We start from the raw sequence: 22,693 nt of genomic DNA, 5'->3' as shown, positions 1-22,693 counted from the left end.
CACATCCGTGATACCATTTCGCGGTGGGATATATCGATGTCAACTCTGTTTCTTACACGCTGCCTGACGGTCGGGTGTTGCTGGACGAGATCTCGTTCCGGGTGGGTGAGGGGAAGAAGGCCGCGCTGATCGGCGCCAACGGGTCCGGCAAGACCACGTTGCTGCGGACGATCGCCGGAGACCTGGCACCGCACGGTGGGGTGGTGAACCGTGGCGGAAGCCTGGGCGTCATGCGGCAGTTCATCGCTCGTGAGGGCGCCCAGGTGCGTGATCTGCTGCTGTCCGTGGTGGACCCACGCGTCCGCCGGGTCGCGTCGGCCATGGACGCGGCGGAGGCGGCCATGGGGGCGAGTGAGGACACCTCGGCGCAGATGGCGTATGCGAACGCGCTGGCCGAATGGGGCGACGTCGGCGGGTACGACGCCGAGGTGTTGTGGGACGTGTGCACCACCGAGGCGCTCGGCATGCCCTTCGAGCGGTGCCGACGGCGTGCGGTCCGGACGCTGTCGGGCGGTGAGCAGAAGCGGCTGGTCCTGGAGGCGTTGTTACGCGGCCCGGATCAGGTGCTGCTGCTCGACGAGCCGGACAACTTCCTCGACGTACCCGGCAAGCGGTGGCTGGAGAGCCGGCTGACCGAAACACCGAAGACCGTCCTGTACATCAGTCACGACCGCGAGTTGCTCGCCCGCACGGCGCAGAGTGTCATCACCGTCGAGCTGGGTGGAGCGGGAAACACCGCCTGGGTCCACCCGGGCGGTTTCGACACCTACCACCAGGCCCGGCTGGAGCGCTTCGAGCGGTTCGACGAGATGCGCAACCGGTGGGACGAGGAGCGCGCCAAGCTGAAGTCCCTCGTGCAGATGTACAAGCAGAAGGCCTCCTACAACTCGGACATGGCCTCGCGCTACCGCGCCGCCCAGACGCGCCTCGACCGGTTCGAGAAGGCGGGCCCGCCTCCCGCGCAGCCCCGTGAGCAGCATCTGGCGATGCGGCTGCGCGGTGGACGCACCGGCAAACGGGCCGTGATCGGCGAAGGTCTGGAACTCACCGGGCTGATGAAGCCGTTCGATCTGGAGGTCTGGTTCGGCGAGCGGGTCGCCGTGCTCGGTTCCAACGGCTCGGGCAAGTCGCATTTTCTGCGGCTGCTCGCCGCCGGCGGCACCGCCCCCGAGCCCGAGCACCAGCCGGTGGGTGATCTTCCGGTGGAGCCGGTGTCGCACACGGGGGTGGCGCGGCTGGGCGCGAGGGTCCGTCCGGGCTGGTTCGCGCAGGTCCATGGCCGACCCGATCTCGTCGGCCGCACGCTGGTCTCCATCCTGCACCGCGGCGACGAACACCGTGCCGGGCTGCCCCGCGAGGAGGCGTCGCGGGCACTGGCCCGGTACGAACTGGCGAACGCGGCGGAGCAGGACTTCGACTCCCTGTCCGGGGGCCAGCAGGCGCGTTTCCAGATTCTGCTGCTCGAACTCGGCGGTACGACGCTGCTGTTGCTGGACGAGCCCACCGACAATCTCGATCTCGTCTCCGCCGAGGCGCTGCAGCACGCGCTCCGCGGTTTCGAAGGGACCGTTCTCGCGGTGACGCACGACCGGTGGTTCGCCCGGGAGTTCGACCGGTTCTTCGTCTTCGGTTCCGACGGCACGGTCTACGAGGCGCCCGAGCCGGTGTGGGACGAGAAACGGGTCGTACGCCGGCGCGGCTGAGGTGCGCCAGGGCGCACATCGCTCCCCCCGGCGCACGCAGGGCCGGAGCGATGAGCTCCGGCCCGGTGTGCGTCCGAGGGGCGTACTACTTCGGGCTGTCGTCCTCGCCGATGTGGTGCACACGGACCAGGTTCGTGGAGCCCGGGACGCCCGGCGGGGAACCCGCCGTAATCACCACGATGTCGCCCTTGTCGCAGCGGCCGATCCGCAGCAGCTGCTCGTCGACCTGCTCGACCATCGCGTCCGTCGACTCGACGTGCGGGCCGAGGAACGCCTCCACACCCCAGGTGAGGTTGAGCTGCGCGCGGGTCGCCGGGTCCGGGGTGAAGGCCAGCAGCGGGATCGGCGAGCGGTAGCGGGAGAGGCGCTTGACCGTGTCGCCCGACTGCGTGAACGCGACCAGGAACTTCGCGCCGAGGAAGTCGCCCATCTCGGCCGCCGCGCGGGCGACCGCTCCGCCCTGCGTGCGCGGCTTGTTACGTTCGGTGAGCGGAGGGAGGCCCTTGGCCAGCACGTCCTCCTCGGCCGCCTCGACGATACGGCTCATCGTGCGGACCGTCTCGACCGCGTACTTGCCGACGCTCGTCTCGCCGGACAGCATCACCGCGTCGGTGCCGTCGATGATCGCGTTGGCCACGTCCGAGGCTTCCGCGCGGGTCGGCCGGGAGTTGTCGATCATCGAGTCGAGCATCTGCGTGGCGACGATGACCGGCTTCGCGTTGCGCTTCGCAAGCTTGATCGCGCGCTTCTGCACGATCGGCACCTGCTCCAGCGGCATCTCGACGCCGAGGTCGCCCCGGGCGACCATGATGCCGTCGAACGCGGCGACGATGTCGTCTATGTTGTCGACGGCCTGCGGCTTCTCGACCTTGGCGATGACCGGGACGCGCCGCTCCTCCTCGTCCATGATGCGGTGGACGTCGTCTATGTCGCGTCCGCTCCGCACGAACGAGAGCGCGATGACGTCGGCGCCGATGCGCAGGGCCCAGCGGAGATCGTCGACATCCTTCTCGGAGAGCGCGGGGACGGACACCGCGACGCCGGGGAGGTTGAGGCCCTTGTTGTCGGAGACCATGCCGCCCTCGACGACGGTGGTACGGACGCGGGGCCCGTCGACCGAGGTGACCTCAAGCGTGACCTTGCCGTCGTCGACGAGGATGAGCTCGCCGGCGGTCACGTCGTCGGCGAGTCCTTCGTAGGTCGTGCCGCAGGTGTGGCGGTCGCCTTCGAGGGGTTCGACGGTGATCGTGAATTCGTCGCCGCGTTCAAGCAGTACCGGGCCCTCACGGAAGCGCCCGAGGCGGATCTTCGGGCCTTGAAGGTCGGCGAGGATTCCCACACTGCGGCCGGTTTCCTCGGCGGCCTTGCGTACGCGCTGGTAGCGCTCCTCGTGCTCGGCGTAACTGCCGTGGCTGAGGTTGAAGCGGGCGACATCCATTCCGGCCTCGACCAGTGCCTTGATCTGGTCGTACGAGTCGGTGGCGGGCCCCAAAGTACAGACGATTTTCGCTCGGCGCATGAATCGAGACTAAACCTTACCGCCGGGTAGGTAATTGGTCTCACATGACTACTCAACAACCTTTGCATGAAGGGTTGTTGACAAGTGTTGAAGTGGGCGGCGAGGTGCTCTGATGAGCGCTATCGGGGAATTCCCGGGTGCGCCTTCGGTCAGAGAACCGGCGGTGTCATCGTGAAGCGCGCGTTCACCTGCGCGTAAACGGTCTGGCGCTGCGGTTCGAGGTCCAGCGCGGGCGCGGCGCCGGCGACCTCGGAGCCACCGCCGTAACTCATCGCGTACGACTGGGCACGTGGAGCGAACGGCACGGCGTTCTCCGCGCCGATGTCGGCGAGCTCGACGAGGGCGGCCAGGTTCGCGCCGAGCGCTCCGGCGTACTCACGGGCCCGCTGGACCGCCTCGCGGACCGCCTGCCTGCGGGCCTCGCCGTGCGCGGGCGAGTCGGGCCGCAGCGCCCACCAGGGGCCGTCGACGGTGGTGAGGTCGAGGTCGGCGAGGCGGGTGGTCAGTTCGCCGAGTGCGGTGAAGTCGGCGAGCTCGGCGCTGATGTTCACGCGGCCGTGGTAGGCGCGGATACGTTCGCCGCGGCCGTGCCGGGTGAGTTCCGGGTTGATGGAGAAGGAGCCGGTCTCCAGCTTCTCGACGGAGTCGCCGTACGACTTGATCAGGGCCAGGACCTCGTTGTTGCGGCGGGTGAGATCTTCCAGGGCGGTGCGCCGGTCGGTGCCGCGCGCGCTGACCATGACGCCGATCCTGGCGATCTCCGGGTCGAACTCCAGGCGCGCCTCGCCCCGGACGGCGACCCTCGGGGTTTCCGGGGTGCCGTAGGGGGCGGAGACAGGGGCGGGTGCGTCGGTGGTCACGGCTGGGTTCTCCCTCGTACGACGGCGGGTTGTGGGGGCATCCGGGGGGGCGCGGCGTACGGCCTCCTCCGGTCCGTCCGGCCACTCTCCCATCCGGCTCCCGTTCGGGCACGACATTCGGCGGTCATCGGATCGAAACCCGATGGGGGTGTTCGATTCCGCGTTACTGCGTCAGAATCTAGCCGCCTTATCTACGCGCGTTGTGCGCACAGTTGACGAGTACGAGGGAGTAGCGATGCCGCTGAACCGAAGGACGTTCCTGGGCCGGTCGGCCGCCGCCGGAGCGGGTGTCGCGATCACCGGGGGCGCCGTCGTGCCCGCCGAGGCGCGGGAGCACGGCGACGGCCACGGGCATGGCCACGGGCGTCCGAAGCGGTACTCGTTCACCGTGATGGGCACCACCGACCTGCACGGCAACGTCTTCAACTGGGACTACTTCACGGACAAGGAGTTCGACGACAAGGACCGCAACGACGTCGGTCTGGCGAAGATCTCCACCCTGGTGAACCGCATCCGCGAGGAGAGGGGCCGGGGCAACACCCTGCTCATCGACGCGGGCGACACCATCCAGGGCACCCAGCTCTCGTACTACTACGCCAAGATCGACCCGATCACCGCGAAGCGCGGCCCCGTGCACCCGATGGCGCAGGCGATGAACGCGATCGGTTACGACGCGGCGGCGCTCGGCAACCACGAGTTCAACTACGGCATCCCGGTGCTGCGCAAGTTCGAGGAGCAGTGCCGTTTCCCGCTGCTCGGTGCCAACGCGCTGGACGCGAAGACGCTGCGGCCGGCGTTCCCGCCGTATGTGATCAAGCGGCTGCGGACGCCGCACGGGCGTGATGTGCGGGTGGCCGTGCTGGGGCTGACGAACCCGGGCATCGCGATCTGGGACAAGGTGAACGTCCAGGGCAGGATGACGTTCCCGGGTCTGGAGGAGCAGGCCGCGAAGTGGGTGCCCAAGCTGCGGTCGATGGGCGCGGACGTCGTGATCGTCTCCGCGCACTCGGGATCGAGCGGCACGTCCTCCTACGGAGACCAGCTTCCGCACATCGAGAACGCGGCCGGTCTGGTGGCCGAGCAGGTGCCGGGCATCGACGCGATCCTGGTCGGTCACGCGCACAGCGAGATCCCGGAGTACCGGGTCACCAACAAGGAGACCGGCAAGGACGTGGTGCTGTCCGAGCCGCTGAAGTGGGGGCAGCGGCTGACGCTGTTCGACTTCGACCTGGTGTGGGAGCGGGGCCGCTGGTCGGTCGAGAAGGTGGGCGCGCAGGTCCTCAACTCCAACACGGTGGAGGAGGACCGGAAGATCACGGGGATGCTCGCCGACGAGCACCGCAAGGTCGTGGCCTACGTCAACCAGGTCATCGGGACGTCGACGGCCGCCCTGACGACGGCGGACGCGCCCTGGCGCGACGAGCCGCTGATCGACCTGATCAACCATGTGCAGACGGAGACGGTGAAGGCCGGTCTCGCGGGCGGTGAGTGGGCGGCGCTGCCGCTGCTGTCGCAGGCGTCGTGCTTCTCGCGTACGGCGGGGATCCCGGCGGGCGAGGTGACCATCAAGGACGCGGCGGCGCTGTACCCGTTCGAGAACACCCTGGAGGCACGGCTGCTGACGGGTGCTCAGATCAAGGACTATCTGGAGTTCTCGGCGAAGTACTACGTGCGGACGGCCGCCGGGGCGCCGGTGGACACCTCGAAGCTGACGAACGCGGACAACATCCCGGACTACAACTACGACGTGGTGTCGGGGCTGACGTACGACATCGACATCGCCAAGCCGGCCGGTTCGCGGATCGTGAATCTCTCCTTCGAGGGCAAGCCGCTCGACCCGGCGGCGAGGTTCGTCCTGGCCGTGAACAACTACCGGGCGAGCGGCGGCGGCAACTTCCCGCATGTCGCGGGCGCCCAGCAGTTGTGGGCCGACCCGGACGAGATCCGGAACACGATCATCACGTGGGTGCAGACGGAGAAGACCGTCGACCCCGCCGCGTTCGCCTCGGTGGACTGGAAGCTCACGCGCGACGGCACCCCGGTCTTCTGACTCGTCGCGCGATGAAGCGCCGGCGTGGTGCCGTCCCCTCGGTACCACGCCGGCGCACCCCTTCGTGGGCGCCGGCGCGTGGCTCCGGCGCCCGGCGTCAGCGCATCTCGGAGAGCGGCACGAGACCCCTGGGCGCCGGCACCTGCCGGTGCCTTTCCTGTCCGTCGAGGCCGAAGCTGGTGAAGGCGGTGCGGCGCGGCAGCGGGTAGGGCTCGGTGCCGGTGAGGGAGTTGAGGATCGTCGCGCTGCGCCAGGCGGCGAGTCCGAGGTCGGGGGTGCCGACACCGTGCGTGTGCCGTTCCGCGTTCTGTACGTACACCGAACCGGTCACCGACGGGTCGAGCATCAGCCGGTACCGGGCATCGACACGCGGGCGCTGGGAGTTGTCGAGGCGCAAGTACGGTTCGAGTCCGGCGAGCAGCGGGCCGAGCGGGCGCTCCCGGTAGCCGGTGGCGAGGACGACGGCGTCGGTGGTGAGCCGGGAGCGCCCGGACTGCTGGGCGTGTTCCAGATGGAGTTCGAGGCGGGTGGCGCCGACGCGTCCCGCCGTACGGACGAGGACGCCGGGGGTCAGGACGGCGTCGGGCCAGCCGCCGCGCAGCGTACGGCTGTAGAGCTCGTCGTGGATGGCCGCGATGGTGCCGGCGTCGATGCCCTTGTGCAGCTGCCACTGGCGAGGGACGAGTTCGTCGCGTACGTGTTCGGGCAGGGCGTGGAAGTAGCTGGTGTAGTCGGGGGTGAACTGCTCCAGGCCGAGCTTGGAGTACTCCATGGGCGCGAAGGCCTCGGTGCGGGCCAGCCAGTGGAGCTTCTCGGCGCCGGCGGGGCGGGCGCGCAGCAGGTCGAGGAAGACCTCGGCGCCGGACTGCCCGGAGCCGACGACCGTGATGTGCTCCGCCGCGAGGATCCGTTCGCGGTGGGCGAGGTAGTCGGCCGAGTGGATCACGGGGACGGCGGGAGTGTCGGCGAGGAGCTTGAGCGGTTCGGGGACGTACGGCTCGGTGCCGACCCCGAGCGCGACGTTACGGGTGTAGGCGCGGCCGAGTGCCTCGACCTCGCCGTCCCCGTCGAGCTGGGTGAAGTCGACCTCGAAGACGGCGCGTTCGGCGTTCCAGCGGACGGCGTCGACCTGGTGGCCGAAGTGGAGGCCGGGGAGCTGTTCGCTGACCCAGCGGCAGTAGGCGTCGTACTCGGCGCGCTGGATGTGGAAGCGCTCGGCGAGGTAGAACGGGTAGAGCCGGTCGCGGGCCCTGAGGTAACTCAGGAAGGACCAGGGGCTCGACGGGTCGACGAGGGTCACCAGGTCCGCCAGGAAGGGCACCTGGAGGGTGGTGCCGTCGAGGAGCAGCCCGGGATGCCAGTGGAAGGCGGGGCGCTGGTCGAAGAAGGTGGCGGCGAGGCCTCCGTGGACGCCGTCGGCGAGCGCGGCGAGGGAGAGGTTGAACGGTCCGATGCCGATGCCGACCAGGTCGTGCGGCTGGTCGTGATCGTCTGCTGACAGGTCGGTCATGGAGGTCCTTCACGGCGCGTGGGCCAGATACACCAGGGGTCCGGGGTCGGTCGGGTGGTGCCCACGGTGCACAACGATCCGAACCCGGCGCGGGTAGCGGTGTGCGCTGAAGGAGAGTGCGTCGTCGTGGAGAGCTGTCTTTCGTAAGGAGGACGGGCCGGCCCGTCCTCCTTACGTAAGACGGCGCCGTCAGCCGGCCCGCACCCGCAGCGCGCGGCGCAGGTCGTCCAGTTGGTCGACGAGCTTGCGGCGCAGCGCGGGCAGGAGGTCCCCTCCGGCCAGGCATTCCTCGCCCAGGCGCAGCGTCTCCTCGTCCACGGCGTGCAGCGGGAACGCGTAGCGGCCGGCGAATTCGGCGATGGCCGGGCCGCGGCGCGCGGCCAGTTCGACGGCGTCGCTGTAGAAGCGCGGGACGTACTCGCGTACGAGGTCGGTCTGTTCGGGCTGCCAGAAGCCCTGTGCGGTGGCGGTGAAGAGGTAGTTGGACAGGTCGTCGCCGAGGAAGAGCCGTTCCCAGGCGGCGGCCTTGGCTTCGCCGTCGGGGATGGCGGCCCGGCAGCGGGCGGCGCCCTCCTGGCCGGTGGCGCTCAGGTCGCGGGCGAGTTCTTCGGCGATGGCGGCGTCGTCCACGGCGCCGAGGACCGCGAGGCGGTAGAGGATGCGCCAGCGCAGCTCGGGGTCGAGTTCGGGGCCGCCGGGGACACTGCCCGAGCCCAGCCAGTCCTGGATGCCGTCGGGCTGGGTGGCCGCGGAGATGAAGTGGCGTACGGCGGTGAGGCGCAGACCGGGCGCGTTGCCGTCCTCCGTGCGGCGGATGAGGGCGCGGCAGATGGTCGTGAGGGTGGCGAGGACCCCGGGCCGGTCGTCGGGGCCCAGGTAGCGGTCGGCGATCTGGGTGGCGGCGAAGCCGAGTACGCCTTGGACGATCGCGAGATCGGACTCGTGGGGCAGGTGGGTGCGCGCGGCCTCCAGGTAGGCGGTGGGGGCCAGTTCGCCGTCGCGGACCATGTCGCGGGCCGCGTTCCAGACGACGGTGCGGGTGAGCGGGTCGGGGATGGCGGAGAGGGAGTCGAGGGCGGTGGCCCAGGAGCGGTCGTCGAGGCGGACCTTGGCGTAGGCGAGGTCGCCGTCGTTGAGGACGACCAGGTCGGGGCGGCGGCCGGGGCGGACGGTGGGGCCGTCCTGCTGTGGGATGTCGATCTCGAAGCGGTCGCGCGGGGCGAGCCGGGTGGGGTCGACGAGGTCGCGGTCGTAGGTGCTGACGGCGATACGGTGCGGGCGGCTGCCGTCCTGGGCGACGTCGAGGGTCCAGCCGGCCTCGGGACCGTCGCCGTCGACGGTGGGCGTGAGGGTGTCGACACCGGTCGTACGGAGCCACTGCCCGGCCCACCGGTGGACGTCGCGGTCGGTGGAGGCCGCGAGGGAGTCGATGAAGTCGGCGAGGGTGGCGTTGCCGAACTTGTGCCGGGCGAAGTGTGTGTTGATGCCGGCGAGGAAGTCCGTCTCACCTAGCCAGGCGACGAGTTGGCGCAGCGCGGAGGCTCCCTTGGCGTAGGAGATGCCGTCGAAGTTGAGCATCGCGGACGCGGTGTCGGGCACGGCGTCGGGGTCGGGCGCGACGGGGTGGGTGGAGGGCCGCTGGTCGGCGTCGTAACCCCAGGCCTTGCGGTCTATGCCGAAGGCGACCCAGGTGTCGGTGTAGCGGGTGGCCTCGGTGAGGGTCTGGTAGCCCATGTACTCGGCGAAGGACTCGTTGAGCCAGATGTCGTCCCACCAGGTGAGCGTGACGAGGTCGCCGAACCACATGTGGGCCATCTCGTGGGCGATGACCATGGCCCTGGTCTGCCGCTCGGTGTCGGTGACGGCGGAGCGGTAGACGAATTCGTCGCGGAAGGTGACGAGGCCCGGGTTCTCCATGGCGCCCATGTTGAACTCGGGGACGAAGGCCTGGTCGTAGGAGTCGAAGGGGTACGGCTCCTTGAACTTCACGTGGTAGCGGTCGTAGCAGGCGCGTGTGATGGCGAGGATCTCGTCGGCGTCGGTGTCGAGATGGGGCGCGAGCGAGCGCCGGCAGTGGATCCCGAAGGGCAGGCCCGCGTGTTCGGTGCGCACCGAGTGCCAGGGGCCGGCGGCGACGGCCACGAGGTAGGTGGAGATGGGCGGGGTCGGCGCGAGGCTCCAGCGGCCGTCGCCCTCGTCGGTGGCGATGCCGTTGCCGAGGACGGTCCAGCCTTCGGGTGCGGTGACGGTGAGATCGAAGACGGCCTTGAGGTCGGGCTGGTCGAAGACGGCGAAGATCCGCTGGACGTCTTCGAGGAACATCTGGGTGTAGACGTAGGTCTCGCCGTCGGTGGGGTCGGTGAAGCGGTGCATGCCCTCGCCGGTGCGGGAGTAGCGCATGGTGGATTCGACGCGCAGTTCGTGCCGGCCTTCGGCGAGGCCGGTGAGCGCGAGCCGGTTCTCGGTGAGGGCGCCGGGGTCCAGGGGCTGTCCGTCCAGGGTGATGGAGCGCAGTCGTGCGGGCTTCAGCTCGACGAAGGTGTCTCCGGCCGCGAGGGCGGTGAACTCGATGGCGGCAAGGGATTCGAAGGTCTCGTCGCCGGTGGTCAGGTCGAGGGCGACCGTGTACCGGTGGACGTCGATGAGCTGGGCACGGGTCTGCGCTTCGTCGCGCGTCAGTACGGACATGGGGACATGCTGCCCGATGGCTGTCGGAACGCGCAGCGGGTGGGGATTGCGCTGTCAGCGCACGGGGCGGGGCACGGAAGCGCGGTGTCCGTACCGCGGGTCACCGGTCGGTCAGGCCGGGCCGTCCGTGCGCCCCGAGCTGTCCGCGATGGTCTCGTGGTGCCGGATCACCTCGGCGATGATGAAGTTGAGGAGCTTCTCGGCGAACGCGGGGTCGAGCCGGGCGCTCTCGGCGAGCTGCCGGAGCCGGATGATCTGCCGCTGTTCACGGGCCGGGTCGGCGGGCGGCAGCTGGTGCGCGGCCTTGAGGAGGCCGACCTGCTGGGTGCATTTGAACCGTTCCGCCAGCATATGGACGACGGCCGCGTCGATGTTGTCGATACTCCCGCGGAGCCGGTCCAGCTCGGCCTGGACGGACGGGTCGATGCCGCCGTTGTCACCGTTGTCGCTCGTGGTCATGGTGCGGAAGCTTAGGTCCTGCGGGGCACCGGCAGGGGTGGCGTCTCAAGGAGAGCGTGTGGTGATCGTCGGTGGGTGGTCGGGGTCCGGGACGCGGTCGCTCCAGCCGCCGGGGACGGTCCGGCCCTGGCGCTCGCGGAAGCGGACCGGCGCGGTGCCGACCCGGCGGGTGAACAGCCGGGAGAAGTACGCCGGGTCGTCGTAGCCGACGCGGCGCGCGACGGCTGCGACGGGCAGTTCGGTGGCGGCGAGGAGTTCCTTGGCGCGGCCGAGTCTGATGCCCAGCAGATAGTCCTTGGGGCTGCATCCGGCGCCCCTGCGGACGGCGCCGCGCAGTTCGGCGGGGGTCATGCCGTGCCGGGCCGCGTGTTCGGCGACGGAGAGCGGCAGGAAGGCGTCGCGGGCGAGGGCCTGGAGGACGAGGTCGCCCTCGGCGTTGGTGTCGGCGCGGGCGCGGCGCAGGGCGACGAGGAGTTCATGGACGGCCGCGCCCGTCTCGACCTCCAGGAGCGGGTTGTCGCGCCGTGCGGCGCGGACGATGCGGCCGACGGCGGCGCGGGCGGGCGCCGCGTCGGAGAGCGGCACGACGGGGCGGTCGGTCTGGATGTAGCCGAGTTCGGTGTACGTGGTGGTGGCGGGGCCGGTGAAGTCGACGAAGCTCTCGTCCCAGCCGGTCCCGGGGTCGGCGCCGTAGTGGTGCGGTACGCCGGGGAGCAGCCAGAGCAGCGCGGGCGCGGTGACGGTGGTCCGGCGGCCTTCCGGGTCGCGGTACCAGCCGCTGCCCGCGCCGACGACGACGGCGACGTGGTGATCGAGGACGCGGGGGCCGACCGTGGGCAGCCGGCCGTGCTGGAGGCCGACGCCGAGACAGACCAGACCGAGGCGGTGGTGGACGGGGCTGGGGGTGAAGTACCGCATCCAGGTGTGGTACATCCGCTTCCGCTCCTCTCCCGCCGGTCCGGTCGGCTCCGCGCCCGGCCGGTTCGTCCGCGCGACCGGTTCCGGTCGGCTCCGTTCGCCCGGTCCGTCCATGCACCGCTGATCTTTGTCCATGGACCGGTCCCTGACCAGGGGTGAGGGTGGCCGTGGCACGTGATCGGAGCGAAGGGCGGCGGCGGTGGCCGATTTCACTGTAGGTGACAAGGATTTCCTGGTGGACGGCCGGCCGGTGCGGCTCCTGTCGGGGGCGCTGCACTACTTCCGGGTCCATGAGGAGCAGTGGCCGCACCGGTTGCGGATGCTGCGCGCGATGGGCCTGAACTGCGTGGAGACGTACGTCCCGTGGAATCTGCACGAGCCCTCGCCCGGCCGCTTCACCGACGTGGAGGCACTGGGCCGGTTCCTGGACGCGGCCCACGAGGCGGGGCTGTGGGCGATCGTGCGGCCGGGCCCGTACATCTGCGCGGAGTGGGACAACGGAGGGCTGCCGCACTGGCTGACGGCGGCGGTGGGTGCGCGGGTGCGGACCGGCGACCCGGAGTTCCTGGGCCCCGTGGAGCGCTGGTTCCGGCGTCTCCTGCCGCAGGTCGTCTCCCGCCAGACCGGGCGCGGCGGACCGGTGGTCATGGTGCAGGTCGAGAACGAGTACGGGAGTTACGGCTCCGACCTGCCGTACCTCTCCACTCTGGCCGCGCTGCTCCGTACCGGCGGAATCGACGTGCCGCTGTTCACCTCCGACGGCCCGGAGGACCACATGCTGACCGGCGGCTCGGTGCCGGGTGTCCTGGCGACGGTGAACTTCGGGTCGGGGGCGCGGTCCGCGTTCGCGACGCTGCGCGAGCACCGGGCCGGGGGACCGCTGATGTGCATGGAGTTCTGGTGCGGCTGGTTCGACCACTGGGGCGGTGTGCCGGCGGTGCGCGATCCGGTGGAGGCGGCGGGGGCGCTGCGGGAGATCCTTGCGTGCGGTGCGTCGGTGAACATCTACATGGCGCACGGCGGTACGAACTTCGCGGGCCGGGCGGGCGCCAATCGCGCGGGCGCGCTGCACGACGGCGCGCTGGAACCGGACGTGACGTCGTACGACTACGACGCGCCGGTGGACGAGGCGGGGCTGCCCACCGAGAAGTTCTGGCTGTTCCGGGAGGTCCTGGCGGAGTACCGGGAGGGGCCGCTGCCCGACGTGCCGCCCCCTCCCCCGGTGCTGGGCGACGGGCCCTCGCGTGTCGAGACGGAGACGTGGGTGCCGCTGGACGAGGTGATCGACGCGCTCGGCGGGCCGGAGACACTGACGCCGATGCCGCCGTCGTTCGAGGAACTGGGCGTGGACCAGGGGCTGGTGCGCTACCTCGTGGAGGTGCCGGGTCCCCGGCGGCCGTATCCGCTGACGCTGTCGGGGCTGCGTGATCTGGCGGTGGTCCAGGTCGACGGGGTCCGGGCCGGGGTGCTGCGTGAGGAGGACCCGGTGCTGGCGGAGCCGGTGGCCGGGCCCGCGGTGGTCGAGGCGTGGGTGGAGTCGCTGGGACGGGTCAACTACGGGCCGCGTACGGGCGAGCCGAAGGGGATCACAGGCGGTTTCCTGCACGAGCGGCAGTATCTGCACGGGGTACGGGCGCGGGGGCTGCGGCTGGACGCCTTCGACGACGCGGCGGCCGTCGGCGCGCTCCCGTTCCGCGCCCCGGCCTGGCCGGGGGCGCGGGGGCTGTACGGGGGTTCGTTCGACGTCGTGGCGCCCGGTGACGCCCGGCTCCGGCTGCCGGGCTGGACGCGCGGCTTCGTCTGGGTCAACGGCTTCTGCCTGGGGCGCTACTGGGCGGTGGGCCCCCAGGAGTCGCTGTACGTGCCGGGGCCGGTGCTGCGCGCGGGGCGCAACGAGGTGTGGGTGCTGGAGCTGGAGAGCGCGGGAGCGGGGCACGTACGGCTGGCGTGACGGCCCGTGCCGGACGGGCCTCGTGGCCCGCCCGGCGCCGAGTCGCTACACCTCGCGGACCTCGAAGGCGTCGAGCACGAACTCCGCCGTGCCGTCGTCGCCCACCTTGCGCAGTCCGACCCACGCCTCGCCGTCGTCCGGGGCGGTGAACTCGTGGCTCAGGACGGTCGGTTCGGTGGCGACGGGCAGCTCGGTACGCGACAGCTCCCGCTCCCCCGGCCCGTCCACGGCCGTGATCCAGGCGTACTGGCCGGCCTTCTCGTTCTCGTAGCGGTAGGTGACGCGGTAGCGCCTGCCGGGTTCGAAGCGGACCGTGTGGGGCACCGTGCGGTACACCAGCCCGTCGTTCTCGCCGCGTGACTTGAGCGATTCGGTGCCGTCGACGACGTCGTCGACGGCCTTGCCGTTCCAGCCGCGCTGGGTGAACGGCGCGTGCCGCTGGGCGATATGGGTGCGCGGGTCGGTGGCGCCGCCCGCGTCGCCCTTGACGAAGACGCCCCAGCCCTGCGGGACGTGCTGGAAGTCCTCGAAGACCAGCGCGCCGGGACGCGACAATCGCCGCGCGCCCACGTCGCGTACGTTGTCGAGCCGACGAGGGTGTCGCCGGTCTTGGCCTTGTCGATCTCGACACGGGCGGCGAGCAGGGTCGCGCCGCTCTGGTCGCTCCGTACGGAGAGCAGGGCGAGTTCCGGCAGTTCCAGGGTTCCGACGCGCAGGGCCTCGGTGTCCGCGATCCGGGTGACGCGCCAGTCGACGCGCCATCCGTCGACGGTGATCTCGGCGTCGATCTCGGTACCGCCGTCGAAGGCGAGCGTGTACGCGGCCCGGTCGCGGCCGGCGGGCCGGGTGCTGACCTTCGGGGTGTGCGGCACCCCGTCGATGAGGACGCCGGTGACGGGGGCGCTCCGCCCGTGCAGGACGGCGCGGGTGGAGCGGTCGGTGTACGACACGACGCGCGGGAAGCCGCTGTCGACGCGGACCTCCAGCTCACGGGAGCGCAGGACGGTCTCGCGGGTGCCGGGGGCGGGTGCGGGGGACGCCGGTACGGTGCCTGTGCCCGGCACCGTACCGGCTGCGAAGGCGCCGCCCGGAGCGGCGAGGGCGGCGCCGGCCGCCACGACTGCGGTGGCGGCCACAACGGTTCTGCGGCGGGGGCCTCGTTCTGCTGCGTTGGCGTTCACGTCGCTCCTCTTCGTCCACGGTGTTCCGTGCACGTCAATTTGCGTCGCGGGGAGCGGGTGCGCCCATGGACAAAGGCGGGACAGGTCTTGAACTAACGCGCCGGCGGCGTGTGCTGACCTGCCCCGCCCTCGGGGCCGGGCGCTCTACGGGGTCGGATCAGCTCGGATCAGAGAGCCCGGAGGGGATCAGAGAGTGGCCGCGGCCGACGCGATGGCGGAGGCGAAGGTGGAGACCTCGGTGTAGACACCGGGGTAGTTGGGCCGGGCGCAGCCGTTGCCCCAGCTCACGATGCCGACCTGGATGAAGGCGCCGGCGTTGTCCTTGCGGAACATCGGGCCGCCGGAGTCACCCTGGCAGGTGTCCGTGCCACCGGCCGCGAATCCGGCGCAGATCTCCTCGCCGGCGATGATCTGGCCGCCGTACGACGAGTTGCAGCTGGCGTCGGAGACGAACGGGACGGTGGCCTTGAGGAGGTAGCGCTGCTGGGCGCCGCCCTCACGGGCCGCTCCCCAGCCGGCGACGGTGAAGTTGCCGTTGTTGTAGGCGGTGGTGGTGGCGATCTTCAGGGTCGGCAGGTTGATCGGCTGGGCGAGCTTGATCAGCGCCCAGTCCTTGCCGGTGCCGTTGTAGCCGGGGGCCTGGAGGACCTTGGTGGAACGGACCTTGATGGCGCTGGTGCTCTGGAGGTCCACGACGCCCGCGGTGGCGGTGATGCTGGTGTTGTTGCCCGATCCGCTCACACAGTGGGCGGCCGTCAGCACGACGGTGGACGAGTACAGCGAGCCACCACAGCCCATCGAGAGGCGGACCATGAAGGGGAACTCGCCCTGGGCGGCGCGGGTGCCGCCGACGACGGGCGGCGCGAGGGGGGCGGCGGCCTGCGTCTTGGGCGCGTCCGGCACGGGCGCGGCGGAGGCGGAGGTGGTCTGGAGGCTGATGGCGGCGAGCATGACAGCGCCGGCAGCGATGCATCTCTTGAGGACACCCTGAATGCTCAACGGTCTGCCTTTCGTGGGGGCTTGAGGGATTTGCTCCTGTCATGGCACACGGGTCGACGCGCGTTGCGCGCCGTTGGCATGAGCCCGACAGGAACGCGATCCGGATTATCCGGAGGGCAGGAGCGGCCCCACAAGATACGGATCTCGGCCAACCGAACGGTCGGCCTCCGGTCGCCGTCCGGCCACCGAACACCGGAACCCGCCCAGACCACCGGTCGCCGCGCGCGCGTCCGCCGACACTGCGCCCACACGGACGAAAGCCATGCGACCGAAGGAAACGGGAGAAACAAGAGAGAGGGGCGGGGTCCGGACCAACTGGTCCGGAACCCGCCCCTCCTCGTTCGTGTCACCTCACGCGCGTCACACGCCTACCGCATGGCGTGCCGCGCCTGACGATCCGTCCGTCAGAGACCCGCCGCTGCCGACTGGATGTCGGCGGCGAAGGTGGACACCTCGGTGTAGACGCCCGGGAAGCCCGGCTGCGCGCAGCCCTGGCCCCAGCTCACGATGCCGACCTGGATCCAGCCGCCCGCGCCGTTGTCACGGAACATCGGGCCGCCGGAGTCGCCCTGGCAGGTGTCGACGCCACCCTCCTCGATGAAGCCGGCGCAGATCTCCTCGGACGGGACGAGGCTGCTGCCGTACGCGCCCTCGCAGTCCGCGTCGGAGACGAACGGCACGCCGGCCTTCAGCATGTAACGCTGCTGGCCACCGCCCTCGGTCGCGGCGCCCCAGCCGGCGACGGTGAAGTCGCCGCTGTTGAAGCTGTCGTCGGTCGCTATGTCGAGCGTCGGCAGGTCGATCGGCTGGGCGAGCTTGATCAGCGCCCAGTCCTTGCCGGTGCCGTTGTAGCCGGGGGCCTGGAGGACCTCGGTGGAGTTGACCTCGACGGCGTCCGGGCTCTCCAGGTCCACGACGCCCGCCGTGGCGGTGATGCCGGTGTTGGGCCCGGAGCCGTCCACGCAGTGGGCGGCGGTCAGGACGATGTCCTGCTCGTAGAGCGCGCCGCCGCAGCCCATGGAGAGGCGGACCATGAAGGGGAACTCACCCTGCTCGGCGGGGGTGCCGCCGACGACCGGCGGGGCCGGAGTGGGGGCGGCGGACGCGGATGCGGGCTGCAGGCTGACACCGGCGAGGACGACCGCGCCGACGACGGCACATCTCTTGAGGGCACGCAGGAAGCTCAACTGACTGCCTTTCGTGGGGGGAAACAGTGCATTTGGTTGTCTTGCGTGGGGCTGTCGTGCGTGAAGCTGTGTACGGATGACGCTCAGCACGTGGGGGTGCCGTACGCATGGCGGAGCCGACCGACGACCGGTGAGACAACGAGGTCGCCCGCGTCCGCCCGCCACAGCGTGATCCGGATTATGGGGAGGAAATCAGCCGTGGCACAAGATGCAGGTTTCAGCCAACCGAACGGTCGGACCTCCGGCGGCGTCCGGGGACCGGCGCGGGGAGTCCGTCGACCGGTCGGCGGACCACACGCCCGCACCCCCGCGGCCCACGCCCCTACGGGGCTCACCGCCGTACAGTTGAGGACGGTCGACCGTCCTACGAAGGGGTAGTGGCGTGACGGACAGAGGCGCGACGAACGGCAGCCCGGTCGTACACGGCTACCCGCATCTGGAGACCGCGCGGGCCGCGATCACCGCGCTGTACCGGCGGATGTCGGGTGACGGCATCCGGCAGTACGACGCCAGCGTCGCGCCCGCCGACGTCGCCTTCGCCGATGACGACGACCTCCATCTCGGAGTGGCGCGGGTGGCCCGCGCGCTGCTCCAGCAGCTGCATCTGCCGGACGCCCGGATGATCGTCAGCTTCCGCGAGATGGAGCACGCGGCGAGTGTCGAGCTGACGGCCGGGCCGGAGTACTTCATCGAACTCAACGACCGCTTCCGGACGCACCGCAGGGACATCGGCGCCGCCCTCGCGCACGAGATCACCCATGTCCTGCTGCACCGGCTCGGGCTGAGCTTCCCCGGCACCCGCGACAACGAGATCCTGACCGACACCGTGACGACGTATCTGGGCGCGGGCTGGCTGCTCCTCGACGCGTTCCGGGAGGACCGGGACTCCAGCCAGAAGCTCGGCTATCTGACGCCGGAGGAGTTCGGCTATGTGCTGGCCAAGCGGGCCATCGTGTTCAACGAGGACCCGGCCATCTGGTTCACCAGCCCCCAGGGCTACACCGCGTACACGAAGGGCAAGGCCCAGGCCCTGCGGGACGAGCAGCAGCCGCCGCTGACCACGGCGGGGTGGTCGGGCCGGCACCGGTACGCCAAGGAGCGCCGTTACGCGCTCGACCACCCCGGCGAGTCCGGGGACGCCGGGCGCCCGTACGCCTTCGAAACACTGCCGGACGGGCTGCGGGTGTCGTTCCCCTGTCCCACCTGCCATCAGCGCATCCGCGTGCCGGTCCGGGGACGGGTGCGGGCGCGGTGCCAGCTCTGTCACACCGTGCTCGACTGCGACACCTGAACTCCCTTTGTACCGAGGGGACTTCACCGCACCGGAGGAAGTCTGTCGATTTATCGATTTGGCGGGAATGGTCTCGCCGGGCGAAGGTCGAGGGATGACGAACGAGCGGACAGCGGACTCCGACGACGCGCCCGGCAGCCCGCCCGGCGCCGCGCCGGACGAGGCTCCGGACGACGCACCCGACGACGGACGCGACGACGCGTCGGACGCGCTTTTCGCGGCCGTGTACGAGGGCCGGGAGGACACGGTCGTCACTCTGCTGCGCTCCGGCGTCACCGCCGAGGCGACCGATCAGGACGGCCAGAGCGCGCTCTACGCGGCGGCCGTCAGCGACGAACCCGGCGCGGTCCGGCTGCTGCTGGCGGCGGGCGCCGACCCGGAGCGGTCGAGCGGACCCGGCGACGGTGACCTGCCGCTGTGCGGGGCCGCGTGCGGCGGTCATACGGAGGTGGTGCTGGCCCTGCTGGCGGCGGGCGCGCTCCCCGACCGGCGCGAGGCGTACGGCTTCACGGCCCTCGCCTGGGCCGTCGGGCAGGGCCACGCGGCCACGGTGGAGGCGCTGCTGGCGCACGGGGCGGACCCCGACCTCCCCGGTCCCGGCGGCGGCGTCCCCGACGGCGAGCCGCCACTGGTGACGGCCGCCCGGCGCGGCTCGCCGTCGACCGTACGGGCCCTGCTGCGGCACGGCGCCGGTGCGCGCGAGGAGGCGCTGGCCGAGGCCCGGCGGTGGACCGCGCCGGAGGCGGTGGAGCACGAACTGCACGCCGAGCTGCTGCCGATGGCCGGTGAGGGCGACGAGACGGTGGTACGCCGGATCGAGGAGGACGGCGGGGTGACGGTCGTCGTGGAGACGTTGAGGGACGGTGTGCCCGTCGCGAGCCTGGAGCGGCAGACGGGGCACGGGGCGATCACCACCGTCCTGGAGGAGTCCCTGGGTCTGCCCGCGCCGTTCGAGGAGCTGGCGGGGCGGGCGCTGCGGTGCGGGGTGCCCGAACGGGACGACTGGCGGGAGCCGGTGGCCGCGCTGTGGCGGCGCGGCGACGAGGAGTCGTTCCAGGCGTCGCTCGCCTGGCTGGCGAGCGACGATCCGCTGCGCCGCGCCTTCGCCGCCGACGTACTGGCCGGGCTCGGCATGGCGGACGGGGAGAGGCCGTTCGCGGACCGCGCGCTGCCGCCGCTGCGGGAGTCGTGCGCGCGGGCCCGGACACCGGAGCTGATCGGCGCGTGCGTGACGGCGCTCGGTGCGCAGGGCGATTCGGCCGTCCTGCCCGAGATCCTGCGGCACACGGGGCATCCGGACCCCGGGGTACGCCGCCGGGTGACCGCCGCGCTGGCCGGACTGGTGGCGGGTGACCACGAGGAGGGGATCGCTGCGCTCACCGCGCTCAGCGCCGACATCGACAACCCGGTGCGGGAGCGGGCGACGACGGCCCTTGCGGCGGCCGACGCGGACACGCCCGGGATCCGTGAGGCACTGGCGGCGCGGTTGACGGATCCGGTGGCGGTCACGGCGGCCGAGGCGGCGCGGGGACTCGCGGCGCGGGAGGATCCGAGGGCGGTGGACGCGCTGGCCAGGATGCTCGCCGACGGGAGGGTGGCCGGTCACGCGCGTGAGACGGCGGCCGCCGCGGTGAGCGGTCTGCCGGACGCGGCGGTCCGGCGAAGACTGGAGGGCCTGCTGCCGCGCGGCCGGTGAGTGAACGGGGGCCGCCGAGTGGCCCCGGGGACCTGACGACGGTTCAGAGCAGCCGCAGGGTGCCCGGCGCCCGCTCGTCGATGATCTCCGTGAGCCAGTCGAAGACCGTGCTGCCCCGGCCGGCTTCGGCTTCGTCCAACTGTCCTTGGACGAAGCCCCTGTTGCCCTCGGGAACGCGTGCCAGCCGGCCCCGGAGCTGCCGGGCCGTCTCCTCGTGCCCGAGCGCGCGGCGGGAGAGTTCGTGGTCGCGCCACTCGATGACGAAGTCCCGGTCCTCCGGCGTCCCGAAGCCGCCGCCGAGGCAGTCCGCGAAGGCGTCCAGATTACGGCCGAAGTAGCCGTCCGGACCGTTCACGGCTTCGCCGATCACCTGCCAGAAGCGTTCGAGACCGGTGACCTCCGCCCCGGGGATCACATACGTAACTGTCATGGGGCGGAGGCTACCTGTCGGTCGTGGTGCGGACGGTGAGCGATCAGCAGCCGTGGTCGACGAGGTCGAAGGACTCGTAGTGGTCGGCGGTGTAGTAGTCCTGCTGCGAGTTGCCGGTCACGATGCGGCGCGCGCCGCGGTCCGGGGAGCCCGGCGTCTCGACGGTGTACTCGTGGTAGTAGCCGGTGGACTCCTGAGGCAGGATGCCCTCGCGGTTCTGGAAGACCCCGCCGTCCTGCGGGTACGGGAACGGCCCGCCCTGGTCGATCAGGTCGAGGGTGTCGTGCGCCTGGGACGGCAGGTCGGAGTAGCAGATGTCGCCGACCGCGAGCGGGGCGGCCGTGGCGGCTCCGGCCGCCGTGCCGCCGACGAGGAGGGTGGACAGGAGGGCGGCCGCGCCGCCGATGAGGGCGATTCGTGGGGGGATTCGCATGCCCACATGATGACGCGCGTAGACATGGGCACGTCAATCCCAAGTCCGTGGAGTTTTCGGGAAGTTAACCGGTCGGTACGGGCACGACATCCGCCCGTTGTCGCCGGTTTGTCGTCGGGGGCCGGACAGGCTGACTGCCTCTCCGGCCCCCGGTGAACGACTCCGGGCCGGCTACGCGGCGGTGCGCCGGCCGCCCTCCGCGCCGCGCTCCGGCGGGCGGCCACGACGGCCGCCCCGGCTGCCGCGCCCGGAACCGCCGGCCGCGCCCAGCCGTGACCCGCCGCCCGAGCCCGCGCCGTTGGTCCGCCGCGCCGGGCGCGACGCGCGCGCCTTCTGCGGCTTCCGTACGACGGGCTGCGGCACCTCGATGGTGATCGCGACCCCGGAGGGCTCCCGCGCCCCGGTCAGCCGCGTCAGTTCCTCGTCGGTCGACTTGACGCTGGTGGTCCTCGGGGCGATGCCGGCGTCCGACATCAGCCGCGTCATGTCCCGCTTCTGCTCGGGCAGTACGAGCGTCACGACGCTGCCCGACTCACCGGCGCGCGCGGTGCGTCCGCCGCGGTGCAGATAGTCCTTGTGATCGACGGGCGGGTCCACGTTGACGACCAGGTCGAGGTCGTCGACGTGGATGCCGCGAGCCGCGACGTTCGTCGCGACGAGCACCGTCACCTCACCGGTCTTGAACTGGTCGAGCGTGCGGTTGCGCTGCGGCTGGGACCGGCCGCCGTGCAGGCCGGAGGCCCGTACACCGCTCGCCAGCAACCGCTTGACCAGCCGGTCCACCGACCGCTTGGTGTCCAGGAACAGCAGCACCCGGCCCTCGCGGGCCGCGATCCGCATGGTGACCGCCTTCTTGTCGGTCTCGTCCATGACGTACAGGACGTGGTGCTCCATCGTCGTGACAGCGCCCTGGGAGGGGTCGACGGAGTGCACGACGGGGTCGGTCAGGTACTGCCGTACGAGCCGGTCGATGTTCTTGTCGAGCGTCGCCGAGAACAGCATCCGCTGGCCGTCCGGCCGTACCTGCTTGAGCAGCGCGGTGACCTGCGGCATGAAGCCCATGTCGGCCATCTGGTCGGCCTCGTCGAGGACGGTGATGGTGACCTGGTCCAGCCGGCAGTCGCCGCGTTCGATGAGGTCCTTGAGCCGTCCGGGTGTCGCCACGAGCACTTCGGCGCCGCGGCGCAGCGTCCCAGCCTGCTTGCTGATCGACAGGCCGCCGACGACGGTGGCCATGCGCAGGTTCACCGCGGTGGCGTAGGGCGTGAGGGCGTCGGTGACCTGCTGCGCCAGCTCGCGGGTGGGTACCAGCACCATCGCGTACGGCGCGCGCGGCTCGGCGCGACGGCCGGCGAGGCGGGCCAGCAGCGCGAGGCCGAAGGCGAGGGTCTTGCCGGATCCGGTACGGCCCCGGCCGAGGATGTCGCGGCCCGCGAGGGAGTTCGGGAGGGTGGCGCCCTGGATCGGGAAGGGCTCGGTCACACCCAGGGAGGTGAGGGTCTTGAGCAGTGCCGCGGGCATGTCGAGCTCGTCGAACGCCTCGACGGCGGGCAGCGCCGGGGTGATGGTTTCCGGGAGCGTGAACTCCTGGGGGCGCGCGACGCGGCGGACCGGCGCCTTCGCCGAGCCTTTTGCGGGGCTCTTGGCGCGGGAGTGGACCGGTCGCTTACCGGCCGGGCGGGGTGCGCGGGCCGGGCGTTCGGGGCGAGTCATTCGGTGAAGAACCTTCCTGGGGCGTTTCCGGCCCGGGCCTAGGGCCTGTCCGCAAAGTCATGGGAGCCAGAGTTGTAGGCAGGCGAGGGTGACCATGGCTTGGTA

The 22,693-nt window shown here is 71.2% G+C and carries 16 protein-coding genes and 2 pseudogenes; 5 read left to right on the top strand and 13 right to left on the bottom strand.

The window, feature by feature from the left end:
• The first annotated feature begins 23 nt into the window (after window positions 1-23).
• A complete protein-coding gene (locus IEY79_RS18195; RefSeq protein ID WP_189108569.1) occupies window positions 24-1,703 on the top strand; it encodes an ATP-binding cassette domain-containing protein in 1,680 nt (559 codons plus the stop codon).
• An 85-nt stretch (window positions 1,704-1,788) separates the two neighbouring features.
• On the opposite strand, the gene pyk is transcribed toward IEY79_RS18195, so the two are convergent.
• Both pyk and IEY79_RS18185 read right to left on the bottom strand, forming a co-directional pair.
• Entirely contained in the window at window positions 1,789-3,222 is a 1,434-nt protein-coding gene (gene pyk, locus IEY79_RS18190; protein ID WP_189108568.1) for a pyruvate kinase, read from the bottom strand.
• A gap of 149 nt (window positions 3,223-3,371) precedes the next feature.
• Entirely contained in the window at window positions 3,372-4,082 is a 711-nt protein-coding gene (locus tag IEY79_RS18185; RefSeq protein WP_229700948.1) for an SIMPL domain-containing protein, read from the bottom strand.
• A 235-nt stretch (window positions 4,083-4,317) separates the two neighbouring features.
• Between IEY79_RS18185 and IEY79_RS18180 the strand changes: the two genes are divergently transcribed.
• Complete coding sequence (locus IEY79_RS18180; protein WP_189108566.1) at window positions 4,318-6,132, top strand: bifunctional metallophosphatase/5'-nucleotidase; 1,815 nt, start codon at window positions 4,318-4,320, stop codon at window positions 6,130-6,132.
• 97 nt (window positions 6,133-6,229) lie between these two features.
• Here IEY79_RS18180 and IEY79_RS18175 read toward each other — a convergent pair whose 3' ends face one another.
• The 4 genes from IEY79_RS18175 to IEY79_RS18160 form a co-directional block, all read right to left on the bottom strand.
• A complete protein-coding gene (locus IEY79_RS18175) occupies window positions 6,230-7,642 on the bottom strand; it encodes a lysine N(6)-hydroxylase/L-ornithine N(5)-oxygenase family protein (RefSeq protein WP_189108565.1) in 1,413 nt (470 codons plus the stop codon).
• Window positions 7,643-7,831: 189 nt separating this feature from the next.
• The gene (gene pepN, locus IEY79_RS18170; RefSeq protein WP_189108564.1) at window positions 7,832-10,330 is read right to left on the bottom strand and encodes an aminopeptidase N; all 2,499 of its coding nucleotides are present in this window, start codon (window positions 10,328-10,330) and stop codon (window positions 7,832-7,834) included.
• A 111-nt stretch (window positions 10,331-10,441) separates the two neighbouring features.
• Entirely contained in the window at window positions 10,442-10,789 is a 348-nt protein-coding gene (locus tag IEY79_RS18165) for a chorismate mutase (RefSeq protein WP_189108563.1), read from the bottom strand.
• A 45-nt stretch (window positions 10,790-10,834) separates the two neighbouring features.
• Entirely contained in the window at window positions 10,835-11,722 is an 888-nt protein-coding gene (locus tag IEY79_RS18160; RefSeq protein ID WP_189108746.1) for a helix-turn-helix domain-containing protein, read from the bottom strand.
• 184 nt (window positions 11,723-11,906) lie between these two features.
• Between IEY79_RS18160 and IEY79_RS18155 the strand changes: the two genes are divergently transcribed.
• On the top strand, window positions 11,907-13,658 hold the full coding sequence (locus tag IEY79_RS18155) for a glycoside hydrolase family 35 protein (RefSeq protein ID WP_189108562.1): 1,752 nt from the start codon (window positions 11,907-11,909) through the stop codon (window positions 13,656-13,658).
• Window positions 13,659-13,703: 45 nt separating this feature from the next.
• On the opposite strand, the pseudogene IEY79_RS18150 reads toward IEY79_RS18155, so the two are convergent.
• The 4 genes and pseudogenes from IEY79_RS18150 to IEY79_RS18135 all read right to left on the bottom strand — a co-directional run.
• Window positions 13,704-14,249: pseudogene (locus tag IEY79_RS18150) on the bottom strand (endo-alpha-N-acetylgalactosaminidase family protein); the annotation flags it as partial.
• A 47-nt stretch (window positions 14,250-14,296) separates the two neighbouring features.
• Window positions 14,297-14,608: pseudogene (locus tag IEY79_RS38410) on the bottom strand (endo-alpha-N-acetylgalactosaminidase family protein); the annotation flags it as partial.
• Between the two features lie 417 nt (window positions 14,609-15,025).
• On the bottom strand, window positions 15,026-15,790 hold the full coding sequence (locus tag IEY79_RS18140; protein ID WP_189108745.1) for a S1 family peptidase: 765 nt from the start codon (window positions 15,788-15,790) through the stop codon (window positions 15,026-15,028).
• A 452-nt stretch (window positions 15,791-16,242) separates the two neighbouring features.
• A complete protein-coding gene (locus IEY79_RS18135) occupies window positions 16,243-17,025 on the bottom strand; it encodes a S1 family peptidase (RefSeq protein WP_189108561.1) in 783 nt (260 codons plus the stop codon).
• A 382-nt stretch (window positions 17,026-17,407) separates the two neighbouring features.
• On the opposite strand from IEY79_RS18135, the gene IEY79_RS18130 reads away from it, so the two are divergent.
• Together IEY79_RS18130 and IEY79_RS18125 are read left to right on the top strand one after the other, a co-directional pair.
• Window positions 17,408-18,316: a hypothetical protein gene (locus IEY79_RS18130; RefSeq protein ID WP_189108560.1), complete on the top strand. Its 909-nt coding sequence runs from the start codon at window positions 17,408-17,410 to the stop codon at window positions 18,314-18,316.
• Window positions 18,317-18,410: 94 nt separating this feature from the next.
• Window positions 18,411-20,012 carry an ankyrin repeat domain-containing protein gene (locus IEY79_RS18125; protein ID WP_189108559.1) on the top strand — a complete coding sequence of 534 codons (1,602 nt, stop codon included), beginning with the start codon at window positions 18,411-18,413 and terminating at the stop codon, window positions 20,010-20,012.
• Between the two features lie 43 nt (window positions 20,013-20,055).
• Here the strand turns inward: IEY79_RS18125 and IEY79_RS18120 are convergent, their stop codons facing one another.
• The 3 genes from IEY79_RS18120 to IEY79_RS18110 all read right to left on the bottom strand — a co-directional run bounded on the left by IEY79_RS18120 (window position 20,056) and on the right by IEY79_RS18110 (window position 22,588).
• Window positions 20,056-20,442 carry a barstar family protein gene (locus tag IEY79_RS18120; RefSeq protein WP_189108558.1) on the bottom strand — a complete coding sequence of 129 codons (387 nt, stop codon included), beginning with the start codon at window positions 20,440-20,442 and terminating at the stop codon, window positions 20,056-20,058.
• Window positions 20,443-20,485: 43 nt separating this feature from the next.
• The gene (locus tag IEY79_RS18115; RefSeq protein WP_189108557.1) at window positions 20,486-20,875 is read right to left on the bottom strand and encodes a guanyl-specific ribonuclease; all 390 of its coding nucleotides are present in this window, start codon (window positions 20,873-20,875) and stop codon (window positions 20,486-20,488) included.
• A gap of 171 nt (window positions 20,876-21,046) precedes the next feature.
• Window positions 21,047-22,588 carry a DEAD/DEAH box helicase gene (locus IEY79_RS18110; RefSeq protein ID WP_189108556.1) on the bottom strand — a complete coding sequence of 514 codons (1,542 nt, stop codon included), beginning with the start codon at window positions 22,586-22,588 and terminating at the stop codon, window positions 21,047-21,049.
• Window positions 22,589-22,693 lie beyond the last annotated feature (105 nt).

Source organism: Streptomyces camponoticapitis (assembly GCF_014646115.1).
Taxonomy (GTDB): Bacteria; Actinomycetota; Actinomycetes; order Streptomycetales; family Streptomycetaceae; genus Streptomyces; species Streptomyces camponoticapitis.
Note: the sequence above shows the minus strand (reverse complement) of the source record. Positions and strands in the feature narration are given on the sequence as shown.

What these genes read in the sequence shown, in the direction of transcription:
- IEY79_RS18165 (WP_189108563.1), bottom strand. Translation starts at nt 10,789, where the DNA reads ATGACCACGAGCGACAACGGTGACAACGGCGGCATCGACCCGTCCGTC.
- IEY79_RS18110 (WP_189108556.1), bottom strand. Translation starts at nt 22,588, where the DNA reads ATGACTCGCCCCGAACGCCCGGCCCGCGCACCCCGCCCGGCCGGTAAG.
- pepN (WP_189108564.1), bottom strand. Translation starts at nt 10,330, where the DNA reads ATGTCCGTACTGACGCGCGACGAAGCGCAGACCCGTGCCCAGCTCATC.
- IEY79_RS18180 (WP_189108566.1), top strand. Translation starts at nt 4,318, where the DNA reads ATGCCGCTGAACCGAAGGACGTTCCTGGGCCGGTCGGCCGCCGCCGGA.
- IEY79_RS18115 (WP_189108557.1), bottom strand. Translation starts at nt 20,875, where the DNA reads ATGCGAATCCCCCCACGAATCGCCCTCATCGGCGGCGCGGCCGCCCTC.
- IEY79_RS18140 (WP_189108745.1), bottom strand. Translation starts at nt 15,790, where the DNA reads ATGCTCGCCGCCATCAGCCTCCAGACCACCTCCGCCTCCGCCGCGCCC.
- IEY79_RS18160 (WP_189108746.1), bottom strand. Translation starts at nt 11,722, where the DNA reads ATGTACCACACCTGGATGCGGTACTTCACCCCCAGCCCCGTCCACCAC.
- IEY79_RS18120 (WP_189108558.1), bottom strand. Translation starts at nt 20,442, where the DNA reads ATGACAGTTACGTATGTGATCCCCGGGGCGGAGGTCACCGGTCTCGAA.
- IEY79_RS18175 (WP_189108565.1), bottom strand. Translation starts at nt 7,642, where the DNA reads ATGACCGACCTGTCAGCAGACGATCACGACCAGCCGCACGACCTGGTC.
- pyk (WP_189108568.1), bottom strand. Translation starts at nt 3,222, where the DNA reads ATGCGCCGAGCGAAAATCGTCTGTACTTTGGGGCCCGCCACCGACTCG.
- IEY79_RS18125 (WP_189108559.1), top strand. Translation starts at nt 18,411, where the DNA reads ATGACGAACGAGCGGACAGCGGACTCCGACGACGCGCCCGGCAGCCCG.